This window comes from Curtobacterium sp. MCBD17_019, assembly GCF_003234555.1.
Classification (GTDB): Bacteria; Actinomycetota; Actinomycetes; order Actinomycetales; family Microbacteriaceae; genus Curtobacterium.
On record NZ_QKTT01000024.1, the window covers coordinates 16,625 to 30,652 of the forward strand.

Annotated in this window: 13 protein-coding genes and 1 tRNA gene; 10 read left to right on the plus strand and 4 right to left on the minus strand. The window is 68.3% G+C overall.

The window, feature by feature from the left end:
* Positions 1-26: 26 nt before the first annotated feature.
* From cmk to DEI82_RS15340, 6 genes are all read left to right on the plus strand, one after another.
* Positions 27-743 carry a (d)CMP kinase gene (gene cmk / locus DEI82_RS15315; protein ID WP_111012895.1) on the plus strand — a complete coding sequence of 239 codons (717 nt, stop codon included), beginning with the start codon at positions 27-29 and terminating at the stop codon, positions 741-743.
* 3 nt (positions 744-746) lie between these two features.
* Positions 747-2,294: a ribosome biogenesis GTPase Der gene (der, locus tag DEI82_RS15320; protein WP_111012817.1), complete on the plus strand. Its 1,548-nt coding sequence runs from the start codon at positions 747-749 to the stop codon at positions 2,292-2,294.
* Positions 2,295-2,522: 228 nt separating this feature from the next.
* Entirely contained in the window at positions 2,523-2,816 is a 294-nt protein-coding gene (locus tag DEI82_RS15325) for a hypothetical protein (protein WP_111012816.1), read from the plus strand.
* Between the two features lie 44 nt (positions 2,817-2,860).
* On the plus strand, positions 2,861-4,573 hold the full coding sequence (locus DEI82_RS15330; RefSeq protein WP_146242949.1) for a hypothetical protein: 1,713 nt from the start codon (positions 2,861-2,863) through the stop codon (positions 4,571-4,573).
* Between the two features lie 74 nt (positions 4,574-4,647).
* Entirely contained in the window at positions 4,648-5,106 is a 459-nt protein-coding gene (locus DEI82_RS15335) for a hypothetical protein (protein ID WP_146242950.1), read from the plus strand.
* A gap of 167 nt (positions 5,107-5,273) precedes the next feature.
* Positions 5,274-5,858: a hypothetical protein gene (locus tag DEI82_RS15340; RefSeq protein ID WP_258372101.1), complete on the plus strand. Its 585-nt coding sequence runs from the start codon at positions 5,274-5,276 to the stop codon at positions 5,856-5,858.
* A gap of 61 nt (positions 5,859-5,919) precedes the next feature.
* Here the strand turns inward: DEI82_RS15340 and DEI82_RS15345 are convergent, their stop codons facing one another.
* Both DEI82_RS15345 and DEI82_RS15350 read right to left on the minus strand, forming a co-directional pair.
* Positions 5,920-8,064: an ATP-dependent DNA helicase RecQ gene (locus tag DEI82_RS15345; RefSeq protein ID WP_111037509.1), complete on the minus strand. Its 2,145-nt coding sequence runs from the start codon at positions 8,062-8,064 to the stop codon at positions 5,920-5,922.
* 82 nt (positions 8,065-8,146) lie between these two features.
* The gene (locus DEI82_RS15350) at positions 8,147-8,440 is read right to left on the minus strand and encodes a DUF503 domain-containing protein (protein WP_111011354.1); all 294 of its coding nucleotides are present in this window, start codon (positions 8,438-8,440) and stop codon (positions 8,147-8,149) included.
* A 79-nt stretch (positions 8,441-8,519) separates the two neighbouring features.
* Between DEI82_RS15350 and DEI82_RS15355 the strand changes: the two genes are divergently transcribed.
* Both DEI82_RS15355 and DEI82_RS15360 read left to right on the plus strand, forming a co-directional pair.
* Positions 8,520-9,311: an alpha/beta fold hydrolase gene (locus DEI82_RS15355; protein ID WP_111037516.1), complete on the plus strand. Its 792-nt coding sequence runs from the start codon at positions 8,520-8,522 to the stop codon at positions 9,309-9,311.
* 131 nt (positions 9,312-9,442) lie between these two features.
* Positions 9,443-9,516: transfer RNA gene (locus DEI82_RS15360), tRNA-Pro, on the plus strand.
* A gap of 83 nt (positions 9,517-9,599) precedes the next feature.
* Here the strand turns inward: DEI82_RS15360 and DEI82_RS15365 are convergent.
* Positions 9,600-10,208: a hypothetical protein gene (locus tag DEI82_RS15365; RefSeq protein WP_111037510.1), complete on the minus strand. Its 609-nt coding sequence runs from the start codon at positions 10,206-10,208 to the stop codon at positions 9,600-9,602.
* 208 nt (positions 10,209-10,416) lie between these two features.
* Between DEI82_RS15365 and DEI82_RS15370 the strand changes: the two genes are divergently transcribed.
* Positions 10,417-11,061, plus strand: a complete 645-nt coding sequence (locus DEI82_RS15370; RefSeq protein WP_181435249.1) for a restriction endonuclease — start codon at positions 10,417-10,419, stop codon at positions 11,059-11,061.
* 254 nt (positions 11,062-11,315) lie between these two features.
* Here the strand turns inward: DEI82_RS15370 and DEI82_RS15375 are convergent, their stop codons facing one another.
* Complete coding sequence (locus DEI82_RS15375) at positions 11,316-11,477, minus strand: hypothetical protein (RefSeq protein ID WP_181435250.1); 162 nt, start codon at positions 11,475-11,477, stop codon at positions 11,316-11,318.
* Between the two features lie 478 nt (positions 11,478-11,955).
* Here DEI82_RS15375 and DEI82_RS16045 point away from each other — a divergent pair, with 478 nt between their 5' ends.
* On the plus strand, positions 11,956-13,410 hold the full coding sequence (locus DEI82_RS16045; protein WP_146242951.1) for a hypothetical protein: 1,455 nt from the start codon (positions 11,956-11,958) through the stop codon (positions 13,408-13,410).
* The last annotated feature ends 618 nt before the right edge of the window (positions 13,411-14,028 follow it).

Genomic DNA, 14,028 nt, shown 5'->3' on the forward strand with positions numbered 1-14,028 from the left:
ACGGTCCGGCCGGCGAGCCGGGCTCGATGCGGGACCCCCTGCCCGCGGGTCTGCCGCAGGGCGCGTACGTCGCGAAGTTCGTGGTCGCCGTGGACGGTCCGGCGGGGAGCGGCAAGTCGAGCGTGTCGCGGGCGGCGGCGCGGGTGCTGGGCTTCGACTACCAGGACACGGGAGCCGCCTACCGGGCGCTCGCGTGGCACGCGCTCCGGTCCGGCGTCGACCTGGACGACCCGGCAGCCGTCGTGGCGTCCTGGGACACGTTCCGCTACCAGATCGGCACCGACCCCGACGACTACTTCGTCCGCGTGGGCGACACGGACGTCACCGAGGCGATCCGGACACCCGAGGTGACCGCTGCGGTTGCGCACATCGCCAAGCTCCCGGCCGTCCGGGCCAAGCTCGTGCAGTTGTTCCGCGACGTGATGCGCCGTGCGGACGCGCCGGGGATCATCACCGAGGGGCGCGACATCACGACGGTCGTCGCGCCGGACGCCGAGGTGCGGATCCTGCTCACGGCGGACGAGTCGGTTAGAATGGCCCGACGTTCTGCTGAGGTGACGACGCAGACACCCGAGGAGACGGCCCGTGCCCTGGCGCGACGTGACCAGGCCGATGCTCGGGTCGTCGACTTCATGAACGCCGCGGACGGTGTCACCACCGTCGACTCCACCGATCTCGACTTCGACCAGACCGTGCAGGCGGTGGTCGATCTGGCCCGAACGGCCACCACCCCACAGGACTGACACATGGCGCATCCCGACGACCTGAGCGACGACGTCGCCGACTCCTCCGGCGGGGACTCGTTCCCCGAGTACGACCGCGCGCTCGGCGAGCGGCTCGACCAGCTCGACGACGCCGACGCGGAACAGCGGGCGAACGCGCTCCGGGCTGGACTCGAGGACTACGACCTCGACGAGGAGGACATCGAGCTCCTCGACGGGGCCGAACTCGGTGAGGACGGCCAGACCTATCTGCCGGCCCTGCCGGTGCTCGCGATCGTGGGACGTCCGAACGTCGGCAAGTCGGCGCTGGTCAACCGGATCCTCGGCCGCCGCGAAGCAGTCGTCCAGGACGTCCCGGGTGTGACGCGCGACCGGGTTTCCTACAAGGCGGAATGGAACGGCAAGCGCTTCACGCTCGTCGACACCGGCGGGTGGGAGCCCGACGCCACGGGCATCAACGCGTCCGTGGCGGCGCAGGCAGAGGTCGCCGTGGACCTGGCGGACGCCGTCCTGTTCGTCGTGGACGCCACCGTCGGCGCGACCGCGACGGACGAGCACGTCGTGCGGATGCTCCGGGGAACCGACAAGCCGGTCATCGTCGCCGCGAACAAGGTCGACGACGAGCGCCGCGAGCTCGACGTCCACGAGTTGTGGAACCTGGGCCTCGGCGAGCCGCACCCGGTGTCGGCCCTGCACGGTCGCGGCGTCGCCGACCTGCTGGACCTCGTCGTGACGACGCTGCCCGACACCTCCGCGGTCGCCAAGCAAGAGGTGGGCGGCCCCCGTCGCGTCGCGATCCTCGGCCGACCGAACGTCGGCAAGAGCTCGCTGCTCAACAAGGCGGCGGGCGAGGAACGGGTGGTGGTCAACGACCTCGCCGGGACGACGCGCGATCCCGTCGACGAGCAGATCGAGCTGGGCGGCCGGGTCTGGCGCTTCGTCGACACGGCGGGCATCCGCAAGCGGGTGCACATGCAGCAGGGCGCCGACTTCTACGCGTCGCTCCGCACCACGGCGGCGCTCGAGAAGGCCGAGGTCGCGGTCGTCATCCTCGACGTGACCGAGCCGATCTCGGTGCAGGACCTGCGGATCATCGACCTCGTCCTCGAGTCCGGCCGCGCGCTCGTGCTCGCGTTCAACAAGTGGGACCTGCTCGATGACGACCGCCGGCGGTACCTGGAGCGTGAGATCGAGCAGGACCTGGCACACGTAGCCTGGGCGCCGCGTGTCAACATCTCGGCTCGGACCGGTCGGCACCTCGAGAAGCTGGTGCCCGCGCTGACGGTCGCGCTCGACTCGTGGGACACGCGCATCCCCACCGGGAAGGTCAACGCCTTCATCGCGGAACTCGTCCAAGAACACCCCCACCCCGTCCGCGGCGGCAAGCAGCCGCGGATCCTGTTCGGGACGCAAGCGTCCTCGCGACCCCCGACATTCGTCCTGTTCACCACCGGGTTCCTGGACCCGCAGTACCGGCGCTTCATCACCCGACGCCTCCGTGAGGTCTGGGGCTTCGAGGGGACCCCGATCACCGTCAACATGCGCGTGCGCGAGCGGCGGAAGCGGCCGTAGGTCCGGAACATCGAGGAGGGGGTGCCGTCGTCACGACGGCACCCCCTCCTCGATGCCCGCGGGCGTCCTCGGCTGTCCCGCCTGCTCGATCTCCTCCCAGCCGTTGGTCAAATATCAGTCGATCGGTCGGCTAGCCTGAGGGAGCGGGACGGGGGCCCCGCGGGTGCTGCCGGGTCTGTCACCGGCCCGGCAGCACAGCAGACGTGGGCGACGGGACGAGGGGGAACCATGGCGGGATCGACGACGGACGAACTCCGCATCAGCCGCGCGGAACTGGAGGCACTCGCACGCACGCTGGACGAGGCCGCGGACCGCGTGCTGATCGACCCGCGCATGCTCGGCCCGCACGACGACGCGGTCGGGCGAGCCGACGTGGTCGCGGAACTCGACGACGTGGTCGCTCGACAGGTGGCGCGATCGCGCGCGTGTGCCGACGACCTCCACCACCTCGGTGCCTTTGCGCGGACCACCGCTGACCGGATGGCGGAATGCGACGGGCTGTTGGCCGTCGCGGCGCGATGACCGACGACGACCCGGGCGCGGGAGACCCAGGTCAGCTCCGATCGTTGGCGCGCAACCGTGATGCGGTCCTGCGTGCCACCTCGGCTGCGGTCCGCGCCGTCCGCTCGGCAACCGAGTTCGACCACACCGCATGGGCGGGGTCGGCCGCGGACGCCTTCGCCGCGACCGTGCCGTCCGTCCTGGCCTCGGCACTCGTCCTGGAGGCCGGTCTCCAGTTCCACGAAACGGCGCTCGCCCGGTACGCCGACGGCGTCGCTGAGATCCAGGAGGAACAGCGCGAAGCCCTCCGTCAGCTCGCCGAGGCCGAGGCGACCATCGGGTCCGAGCGGACATGGCTCCTGGACCTCGACGACCAGTTCCACCGCGTCACGGCACTCGGTGCGGGTGAACCCGGGGACCTCGCGGACCTCCGTCAGCAGCGCACTCGTGCCGAGGACACGGCGGCGCTCGCCGAACGGGAGCGCGCAGACGTGGAATCGGCGCTTGAGGACCTCCGCGTCCGGAGGCGTCGCCTCGACGGCGCCTTCGTCGAGGCGCTGCACGACGCTGACGATGCGAACGCCGTGGTCCGGCGCGCAGGCGTGGCGGCATCGGCCACGGACCTCGTCGCCTTGCTCGCCGCGATGACGCCTGAGCAGGTGAGGTCCTACGCAGACGCGCACCGTGCGCTCGTGCGGGCTGCCTTCTCCGGCGGCGCCGACGCGGTCAGGCGCCGCTGGGACAGCATGGGCGCCAGTGATGGCACCACGGCCGTCCAGTCGGCGCTGCTCGCAGCACTGCCGTCGTTCTTCGGGTCGCGCGACGGGGTCCCGGTGGAGGCGCGCGTCGCCGCGAACCGGCACGTGGCGGTGCGCCGCATCCGTCGGTTGGACCATGAGCGTGCCGCCCTCGTCGCGCGTGGCCGCCGCGGCGAGGGGGACCTCCGACAGCGCATCGCCCAGCTCGACGCGGAACGCGCGTACCTGGCACTCGTCGTGGCCGGACGTCGACGGACGTACCTGCTGGACATCGACCACAGCCGCATCATCGAGGTCCTCGGGACGCCGAGCCCCGCGACGAGGCACGTGATCACCTACGTGCCCGGGACCTTCACCAACCTCGACGCCATGTACGGCGGGGGAGTGCGGCAGGTGCCCGCGTACCTGTCGAGGCGACACCAGGAGGACGCGGTCGTGTTCGTGTACAAGGACGGCCGATTCCCCGGAGTCGTGGAGCCCGACGGGACAACGACCGCGAAGGGCTTCGTGATCGAGGCCAACGACACGGCCTTCGCGCTCCGCAGTGGCCGACAGTTGGCGTCGTTCACCCGCGGCGTTGAGTCCGACCCAGTCCTCGCCGCTGCCCGGTCGACGGCGATCGGACACAGCTGGGGCCTGGCGAACGTCGCCGCGTCCGAGGTCGCCGGAAGTCGGTACGACGCCGTCGTCTCCCTCTCCGGTGCGGGGATGCCGCTGGACTGGCGCGCGGACCCGGCCACCGAGTACTTCGACTACTCGTACAACGACGTCCTGCAGGTGCTCCAGGCGCCCGTGCTCGATGCCGTCTGGCAGGGTGTCAACCCGCGGCACGAGCCGGCGTTCGAGCACGGTCCGTACTACCGCAGCCCCGCTGACGACGCCGCGGATCGCACACCCGGGCTCGCGGCGAGGGTCGAAGCAGAGCTCGGTGCCCTCACGAGCAACCATTCGCTGGTCGCGTCGAACGCGCCGGCCAACCGCCCGCTCCTCCAGGACCTCGACCGGCAGGTGCTGCGTTGACCGGTCCGCTGACGAACTCGTTCGCCGGTACCGTCTGCGCGATCGCCGTACTGACCGCACTCGGAGGCTGCGCCGTGATCCAACCACCCTCGCCACCCACGCCGACCAGGACCCCGGGCGAACCGACGATCGCTGAGGTCAAGGCCGGCGTGCAGCGCCGGGAGCACCAGATCGCCGATCTCGTCCCCGCCGAACTCGTCGACCGCACGCGGTCGCTGGATGAGGGCTCATTCCTGAGCTGCGCCGACGGCCGACAATCCTGGACGGGCCGGACGTGGGTGTACCTGCATGACGCCGATCAGGTCCGCCCTGCGGTCGAGATGATCCGGCGGGCGCTCGTCGAGGCCGGAGACGGCGTCGTGTCGATACGAACGGACGCTGCCGGTGATCGCGGGGTCACCTTGACCCTGCCCCACGACGAGCAGTACCTGATCGGACCCGGGCCGGATTCGGACCCGACGGCGATCTGGATCGACTCGTTCTCGCGGTGCGTCGTGCTGCCGGGGGGTGTGCTGCCCGGCGACTCCTACTGATGCATCGCTGCCGTGCCGTGCCGTGCCGTGCGGCCGGTCATCGTGCTGGGGGTCGTGCGGACACTTGGCTCGCGTCGCCGGTCGCTCGACCACCCGTGTGAACCGTTCTCTCAGCGACCGATGCGGCACCATTGATGCTCGGGATCGACCCGGAGGGCAGAACGAGGATGACGCAGGCGTCGCACGGCGGTGCACTCGGCCACGGCCAGCGCAACGGTCTGCACGGACTCGCAGCGCTCGCGGATCGGGCGTGGTGCTGGTTGCGCCTCGACCGCCTCGCCGGTGGGCGTCAGGCCGGGTACGTGATCGGTGAGGACATGCGGCGGCATCCGCGGACGGTGCGCGCGTTCCGATGGATCCGTTGGCTCCTCGTGGCCGAGACACTCGTGGGGCTCACCGCCATCGTCATCGCGGTCGTGCTCACACGGGCCGGCGTCGCCGTTCCATGGGCAGTGTGGTTCCGGGCGACCGTTGTGCTCCTGATCACCCTGACCCTCTCCGTGTTCGCGTGGCGGGCGCAGCTCGGGTACTACTGGGCGTACTCACGGCTGCGGCTGTTCAGCAGGATCTTCCCCGTCGTCACGCTCGTCATCGCCGCGATCCCCGGCCTGTACCCGTTCTGGATGGTCGTCGAGCAGATCCTGTTCTCGCTGCTCATGATCGGGATCGGTGACTTCTTGACGTCGGACCACATGCGCGCCGCGTTCCCGAAGCCCGCGCCGCGGACCAGGAGCCGACGGGAACGGAGCTGAGGCAGCCGGAGCTGATGCGGCTCGCGTTGGATCCGTCCGCGCTGGCGTTCCGGGTGCTCGGTCAGGCCACCACAGCGAGTGCGAATGGCAGGACCTGCTCGACTCCGGCCTGCCGCAGCACGCGTCCGGCGACGGTCATGGTCCACCGGCTGTCCACGAGGTCGTCGACGAGCAACACCGGCCCGTGGTGTTCCTCGAGCGCGGCTCCGAGGTCAGGTCCGACGCGCACGCTGTCCCAGATGCCGGCGAGTCGATACGCACTGTTCGTCGCGCCGTCCGCGCGCATGGTGCCGCCCGTTCGCTCGAGAGTCCCGAGGAACCGCAGCTTGCCGATCCGCGCGAGCTCCCCCGCGAGCGAAGCGACCAGGAGCGGTCGCGTCCGTGACGGAAGCGCGACGACACCGGTGGGTCGGGCCTCCCAGGGCCAGTCGCGCAGCGCGCGGACGCAGCCCTGCATGAGCTCCGCGCTGATCGGGGCGTCGGCGCTGTCCGGCGCGAACAGCGCGCGGAGCGGGCCGCCCCAGCCGAGGTCGGTGAGGCGCGCGACGGCCCGGCCCGTCGCGACCTGTTCGGCTGGAGTGATCTTGCCCTTGACGGGGACGTGGAGCCGGTCCATCCCGGACGGCCACTGGAGTCGCGGCGGGATCTCGACGCCGACCTGGTCGAGCGTGCGAGCCGCCTCGGACGAGGCGCCTGCAGCCACAGCGGTCGGGTACCACGCGCCTGCGCAGATGTCGCAGCGGCCGCAGCGTTCCGCCGTCGGGTCGTCGAGGTCCTGCTGCAGCATCTGCATCCGGCACGTCGTCGCGTGCTCGTACCGGATCATCGACTCCTGCTCGGCGATGCGCGCCTGCGCGACTCGTTCGTACCGCTCGGCGTCGTACTGCCACGGTTCACCCGTGGCGACCCAGCCGCCGGACACGCGGCGGACCGCGCCGTCGACGTCCAAGACCTTGAGCAACAGCTCGAGCGTCGATCGCTTGATGTCGACGAGGCCTTCGAGCGCCACCGTCGAGAACGCCCGATCCCGCTCGAGTTGCCGGAGCACGGCGTTCGCACGGTCCTCGGACGGCATCGAGGCGTTCGCGAAGTACTGCCAGATCTCGCGGTCCTCGCGACCGGGGAGCAGCAGGACGTCGGCGTTCGGGGTGGCCCGACCTGCACGCCCGATCTGCTGGTAGTACGCGACCGGCGAGGACGGCGCCCCGACGTGGACGACGAACCCCAGGTCCGGCTTGTCGAATCCCATCCCGAGGGCGCTCGTGGCGACGAGGGCGCGGAGTTCGTTGTCCTTCAGCTGCTGCTCGAGCTGCGCGCGTTCCTCGGCGTCGGTGCGACCGGTGTAGGCCCGGACGGCATGGCCGGCCTCGCGGAGGAGGCGAGCGATGTCCTCGGCCGCCGACACCGTCAGCGTGTAGATGATCCCGCTGCCCGGCAGGTCCTGCAGGTGCGCGATGAGCCACCCGAGGCGAGCACGCGCGTCTGGAAGGTCCAGCACACCGAGACGCAGCGACGCTCGCGCGAGCGAACCCCGGATCGTGAACACCGGCGCGTCCGGTGTGACCGTGAGCTGTTCCTCGACGTCGGCCACCACCCGGGCATTCGCGGTCGCGGTCGTCGCGAGGACGGGAACCCCGTCCGGCAGGGCTCGGATCAGGTCGGCGAGACGCCGGTAGTCGGGGCGGAAGTCGTGACCCCAGTCGGAGATGCAGTGGGCCTCGTCGACGACGAGCAGGCCGAGCCGTTCGACCAGGGTCGGGAGCTGTTCGGCTCGGAAGCGCGGGTTGTTGAGGCGTTCGGGGGAGACGAGGAGCACGTCGACCTCGTCGGCGCGGAGCGCGGCGGTGATGTCGCCCCACTCGTGCGCGTTCGCCGAGTTGATCGCCATCGCTCGAACGCCGGCCCGTGCCGCGGCCGCCACCTGATCCCGCATGAGCGCCAGCAGTGGCGAGACGAGGACGGTCGGACCGGCGCCGCGGCGCCGCAGCAACAACGTGGCGAGGAAGTAGACCGCCGATTTGCCCCACCCGGTTCGCTGCACCACGAGCGCACGCTGCCGGTGTTCGACGAGCGCACTGATCGCCTCGAGCTGGCCGTCGTGGAACACGGCGTCCTGCCGCCCGGTCAGGGCGTGCAGCGCCTCGAGCGCCTCGGCGCGGAGGGCTTCGGACGGGGCCACGACGGTGGCGGGATCGCTGGTCACCACTCCATGGTGACAGGCGGGGCCGACAACACCTGGGCCTCCCGGCCATCCTGTGGACAACGAGGCGGGTAGGCGCTCTGTGGGATCAGTCCTCGGAGCTGATCAGGCGGCGTCGTGCCGACAGCAGGTCGACCTCCGGCCGCTCGGCCATCCACTGCTCGGCCGCGTCGAGTACCTCGACGACGTGCCCGGCGGAGGCAGCCACGGCCGCCAGCCCGACGCCCGCGCGGCGGTGCAGGTCGAGGTGGTCGGTCTCCGCAGCGCTCACGGCGAAACGGCGGCGGAGCTCCGCGACGATGGGACGGACGACCGCACGCTTCTCCTTGAGGGAATGCACATCACCGAGCAGCAGGTCGAACTCCAAGGTCCCCGTCCACATGCGCTCCAGTCTCCACCGGAGTCCACAGGATCCGTCGGGAGGCACGGCGCTCGTCGCGGACTCGTCCTACCGTGGTGGCATGAGCGATCGACACCTCGACATCCCCGGCTCCCGGCTCGCGTACGACATCTCGGGCGCCGGTGACCGCGTCGTCATCGTCGCGCACGGCCTCGGCGCCAGCCGGGCGGCGGAGGACGCCGAGGGCGTGTTCGACTGGTCCGCGGTCGCCGCGGACGCCCGCCTCGTCCGGTACGACGCTCGCGGCCACGGGGTCTCCACCGGTCGTGCGCAGCCGTCCGACTACCGATGGGCGGCGCTCGCCGACGACCTGCTGGCGCTCGCGGACGCCGTGTCGCCGGATGCACCAGTTGATGCCATCGGTGCGTCGATGGGCACAGCGACGATCATCTGGGCAGCCACGCGACGCCCAGAACGGTTCCGTCGCCTCGTGCTCAGCATCCCGCCGACGGCGTGGGGGACACGGGCCAACCAGGGGAACCTGTACCGGGCGGGTGCCGACCTCGTCGAACGCGAGGGGATGGACGGGTGGCGCCGTGCCATGGCGGCAGCTCCGTCGGTGCCGATCCTGGAGCAGGGCGGGTGGGCGTTCGATCGCGACCCCGATGTGCGTGCGGACTTGCTGCCGTCGGTGTTCCGCGGCGCCGCCGGGTCGGACTTCCCCGGTGCCGATGTCGTCGCCACGATCGGACACGAGACGCTGCTGCTGCCGTGGGCGACGGACTCTGGGCATCCGGTGAGCACGGCCGAACGGCTCGCCGAGCTGCTGCCGTCCGCCACGCTCGAGGTCGCTGAGACGCCGGACACGATCCGGGGGTGGGGCGCGAGAGCTGCCTCGTTCCTCCGCGGCTGAGGACGGTCCTCCCCGACGGTCCGGCCCGCCGAGCGCCCGCTGGCTGGCGTGCGCGGCCGGGAGGCGCGGGTCCGCTATGCTTGTCGGGTCGCTCTGGTCGGAGCGGCACCAGAGTCCGCTCGTCGGGCTCTCGGGCTGTGGCGCAGCTTGGTAGCGCACTTGACTGGGGGTCAAGGGGTCGCAGGTTCAAATCCTGTCAGCCCGACCGAGAAACACCTGATCAGAGACCGTACCCAAATTCCTTGGGTACGGCCTCTCCTCCTGATACGCCAACCGCTACGCCAACCGCTACGACGCTTCGACGAGCGTGAGCGCCGGCCAGGTGTAGTTGACGCGGTCGCCGGCTCGTGGCCCGCTCTTTGCGATGAAAGACACTGGCACGAGCGCGAGGCGGGCCAGCGTCGCGCCGGAGGCCGAAGCCAGCCGGTCCTCTGTCTGATTCCGCGCGAGGTCGTTCGCCATGCTCCACGAGCGGGATCGCAACCAGAAGGTCCCAAGCCCTGGCGATCTGGCAAGCCGGAACGTCAGCTCGGTTTCAGGCTCCCACCCGGTCGGGCGCGATCGGTCCACGTCGCTCAGTTCGACTGAACCGTCGTAACCGAACACGTACGTACTTGTTCTGCCCCGGTGGATCATGCGCCGACGGAGCTTGCTCGCACCCTCGACGATGATCTCGATCGCGGAAGCGCCCGTTAAGACCTCGATCGCGTCACTGCCTTCTGTCTCCCAGTTTCGCGGCTTTCCGCCTCCGAAGAGTTGAAGGATGCTATCGGCGACCTCCGAAGAAGCGGTTGTGACGCGCCACTCTCCGAGTGATACCAGACGACCGGAGACGTCGTGGTCATAGTGGAACCCACCGACTGCATCCTCGGGCTTAGCTGTTTCAAGAGTGACCATGTCGCGATTCTGGCGGCTGCGTCTCCTGCTCGTTCTGTGAATACACGGGATGTGGAGGTGAACGAGAGGGACAGCGGCAACTAGCGCTCTCCCTCGGTGGTGGTCCTCGTTGGCGCCACCGGAGCGCCACGCCAGCGACCGGCCTGTGGCGTACGGCACGTCGCTGGTTCGTGCGACGATGATCGCAACTCGCTACCAGGAGACACCTATGTCAGTCGACGATCGTCAGGCCCCCGCAGATTCGACGGGGTTGAAGCCGGTTCGCAACATTGCGATCGCCGGCATCGTGCTGTTCGTGGTTTCGGGAGCACTTGGCAGCATCAACGACGTCATGCAGAACGTCGCCACCGCGATCTTCGGCATCCCCGCAACCATCTGCATCATCGTCTGGATTCTGCGCGCCCGCCACAACAAGCGGGTTCGCGCCGGGTTCAACTCCGCGCCTCAATCAGCGGTCAGTCCTTCCGACAGGCCCGCTCCACAGCCCTACGGTGTCTCGCACGCCGGCGCGGAATCGCTAGCCGCGTCGTGGATGCGCTGGATGGGCCTTGATGGGGCACAGGTCACGCAGCTATCCAACGATGGCGGTATTGACGTGGAGCAGGCTGACTGGGTGGCTCAGGTGAAGAACTATTCGGCTGGGACCAACGTTGGCCGCCCTGAGGTTCAGAACATCTACGGCGTCGCGATGGCCGAAGCCAAGCGTGCGATGTTTTTCACGTCATCCGGCTACTCCGCGGGGGCCATCGAATTCGCAGATCGAGTGGGAGCGGCTTTGTTCGTGTACTCGGCAGAAAGGGGCGAGCTAACGGCGAGCAATAGGACCGCCGCCGACATCCTTCGGCTGCGTTGAGGAGGGGTGGGAGCGAGCAATCCATCAAGATGGCCGAGCGACCCAGATGGCACATGAGGACGCATGGCCCTAGCCGTCCCCACGCGCTACCGCTTATGAAATGATGTACGCATGGAAGCGATGACAGTAGCGGTGTCCCTGGCGGCGCTCGCCGTCTCGCTCGTGGCGCTGGTGACGGCGCTCCGAGGCGCTCGCCGCCGCTAGGGACAAACAGACAGAGGCCCTCGCTCGATCACTCGGGCGGGGGCCTCTCGTCATGTCCGGGCGCGGTGCTTGACGGCCGCGCGCCAAACCCATGCGTCGAGCTTCAGGCCGTCGTCGCGCTCCCAGCGGACGAGGACGGCGTCCGGCGTCTGCGAGACGGCCTCGCCGATGACGCGGAACAGGTCGTCGGGCGTCTGGACCCATGGGTCCACGGGCAGGAGCCCCGCCCCGATCACGGGCTCGCCGTACGCCTCGGGGCTCAGCGAAAACGGGGTGCCGGTGATCGGGGGGAGGTAGCGGTCGGTCGGCGGCCTGCCATGTTCTCAGCTTCGCCTTCGCCGCCAACTCCGGGTGGGCCCTGTCAGCATCCCGCGTGGGGCGAAGCGTCGCGGCGTAGCGGTACGCATGAGAGCCGTGGGGACGGCCTGTGCCGAGTTCGCCCTCGGCGTCCTTCGGGATTGCGACCGAACATTTCCTCCAGCGCCCTCTGAGGTTGTCAATGATGATGTCTTGCCTGATCGCTTCGAACAGATTTGCGAGGTGCTCCGCCATCTGCCGACGCGCAGAAGGATAAGGAAGAGGTAGAGGTCAGCGCGAAAGCCCCCCGTTCGGGCGACACGTTCTCGACGCCCGAAGACTGTAGGATGCTCAAGAACTGCGCCGAATGGTGGCGCGAGACAGCGGGGTCGTATGCGATTTTCTGATCAGTTTGCTCTCGAGTTGGATCAGGGGCAACTAGATTTTGTCGATATCGACACGACAAATGACGTCCCTGTCTACATTGACCCGCGGGCAATTCGAAATCAGCGGGGAGAGTGGTCGGAAGCGTGCGAGGGGCTTCTGCAATCCTATTTTCATGAATTGCTAGTTGCAATTAAGGCAGCCGACAAGGAACGCATTGCGCATCTCGTTCGGGCACTGGGCTCCGAGCCCAACGAGACGCACCTTGGCCAGAGCGTCGGCCCCTCGCGAGGGCGGGGAATCGGCCCGGCCAAGAGGGCGGAGATCGTGAACGCACTAGCAAGTAGCGCGGCTGCGAAAACGGGCCTTCTTCAGGATCTGGAAGAAACGGCCCTGTTTATTCGGGGGATCGATCGTGATTTCGTAAGTGATATGACGACCAGCATCATTCGTGGTCCTCTTATTTCTTACACCCAAGATATGTGCGAGTTGCATGGCGTGGAAATGAGTGAGCAGTGGTCAGGGTGGATGTGGGACCCTGATGCACTGGACTGGGTTGGTAGCACGGTCCTATTGCCGCGAGGTCCTGAGGGAAAGCTCATCCTCGTGCCGAAGTCAATCGTCCGCTCTCAACTGATCACCAACTTTGGCACCTATTATCGCGACTATCTGCGCCCTCTCCTAGTTGAGGAAGAGATGGATGCGAACTCATCGCTGGTGCAGATCTTGAAGGACAAGCGCAAGCGGGTTTATTTCAAGGATGTGGCGAAGAAGTACGGCGACGATAAGGCTGCGGCCGAGCGAGAGACTCAAAAGCGCCCGCAAGCGCTCGAAAAGATGCGTGAGGGTGTCAGCGGGAGTGCTTATCCTCCGTACACGAATCCTGATTTTGAGGAGCGCACTGGGGCTCCCGCAGTGGACTTTGAAGAGCTTCTAGAGCCTCTCGGTTCGATCCTACCCGGCCGCGGGGGCGCGACGTCCTATCATCGTGCAGCAGCAGCGATCCTCACTGCTGTCTTCGATGCTGCCGTTGGGAATATGCGATTGGAGGCACCCCTCCACGGTGGCAGAAAGCGGTTGGACATTCGTTATGACAATATTGCTCCGCGGGGATTCTTCCACTGGCTCGCGATGCATTATGACGCCGCCACGATTGTCGTTGAATGTAAGAACTATGCAGCAGACCCCGCGAATCCCGAACTTGACCAGCTGATTGGTCGGTTCTCGAACAACAGGGGGCGGATAGGTTTCCTGGTTTGTCGATCGATCAGCGACCGTGCGTTGTTCGAACAGAGGTGTCGAGATACGGCTGTGGACGGAAACGGCTTCATCATCGCGCTTGATGACGCTGACCTGAGAGACCTGGCGCACTGGGCAAAAGAGAACGCTGCGCTGAGCAGGACAGCGAGCCTCGCGTTCCCAATGCTCAGGGAGCGGTTTGGGGCGCTGATAGGGGAGGCGTAGAGCAAGAGGGGTCAGGACGCCGTTTGGCGCTCTGCCGATCGCCTTCCAAAGCCCCCGCGTTCACTCCTGCGAGTGCACGCGGGGGCTGTTGGGTTCATTGCTCGGATGCCAGCGCCCGTATCGACCGACGGGCGAGGAGTGCGGCGGCTGCAATCAGTTGTTTGCGTGCGTTCCTGCGTTCGGACGGTGGGAGGGCGTCGATCGCACGGGAGGCGGTGCGGCTCTCTCGGCACTCGCGGACGGCAGTCAGCGCAGCGCGGGCGGGGCCGCTCTGCTCAACTGCGGTGGGGCTGAGAGGCACCGAATCGAGGCGAAGTACGGCGGCGATCAGTGCTTCGACGTCAGGGCTAGGGGCTGGGCGGAGGCGTCCCATCAGGCCTCGCTCCTGTTGTCTTCAAGTTTGGCGGGTACAACGACGATGTCGGTGCGGAAGGCTCGCGCTGTGGGCCGCTGGAGCCGTAGTACGGCTGCCGAGACGCGTGAAACACGGCGTGCTCTCTCGGGGAGTGACCTGTCCCGGGTTTCCCGGACACCTGAGTTGGGGCGATGATCGTCCCGGAGAAGGAGTCCGTGATGCCTGCTGCGAAGCCTGAGGAGTTCCGTCGCCGCGCTGTGGCG

What these genes read in the sequence shown, in the direction of transcription:
- DEI82_RS16045 (WP_146242951.1), top strand. Translation starts at nt 11,956, where the DNA reads ATGCGATTTTCTGATCAGTTTGCTCTCGAGTTGGATCAGGGGCAACTA.
- der (WP_111012817.1), top strand. Translation starts at nt 747, where the DNA reads ATGGCGCATCCCGACGACCTGAGCGACGACGTCGCCGACTCCTCCGGC.
- DEI82_RS15365 (WP_111037510.1), bottom strand. Translation starts at nt 10,208, where the DNA reads ATGGTCACTCTTGAAACAGCTAAGCCCGAGGATGCAGTCGGTGGGTTC.
- cmk (WP_111012895.1), top strand. Translation starts at nt 27, where the DNA reads ATGCGGGACCCCCTGCCCGCGGGTCTGCCGCAGGGCGCGTACGTCGCG.
- DEI82_RS15370 (WP_181435249.1), top strand. Translation starts at nt 10,417, where the DNA reads ATGTCAGTCGACGATCGTCAGGCCCCCGCAGATTCGACGGGGTTGAAG.
- DEI82_RS15340 (WP_258372101.1), top strand. Translation starts at nt 5,274, where the DNA reads ATGACGCAGGCGTCGCACGGCGGTGCACTCGGCCACGGCCAGCGCAAC.
- DEI82_RS15350 (WP_111011354.1), bottom strand. Translation starts at nt 8,440, where the DNA reads ATGTGGACGGGGACCTTGGAGTTCGACCTGCTGCTCGGTGATGTGCAT.
- DEI82_RS15355 (WP_111037516.1), top strand. Translation starts at nt 8,520, where the DNA reads ATGAGCGATCGACACCTCGACATCCCCGGCTCCCGGCTCGCGTACGAC.
- DEI82_RS15325 (WP_111012816.1), top strand. Translation starts at nt 2,523, where the DNA reads ATGGCGGGATCGACGACGGACGAACTCCGCATCAGCCGCGCGGAACTG.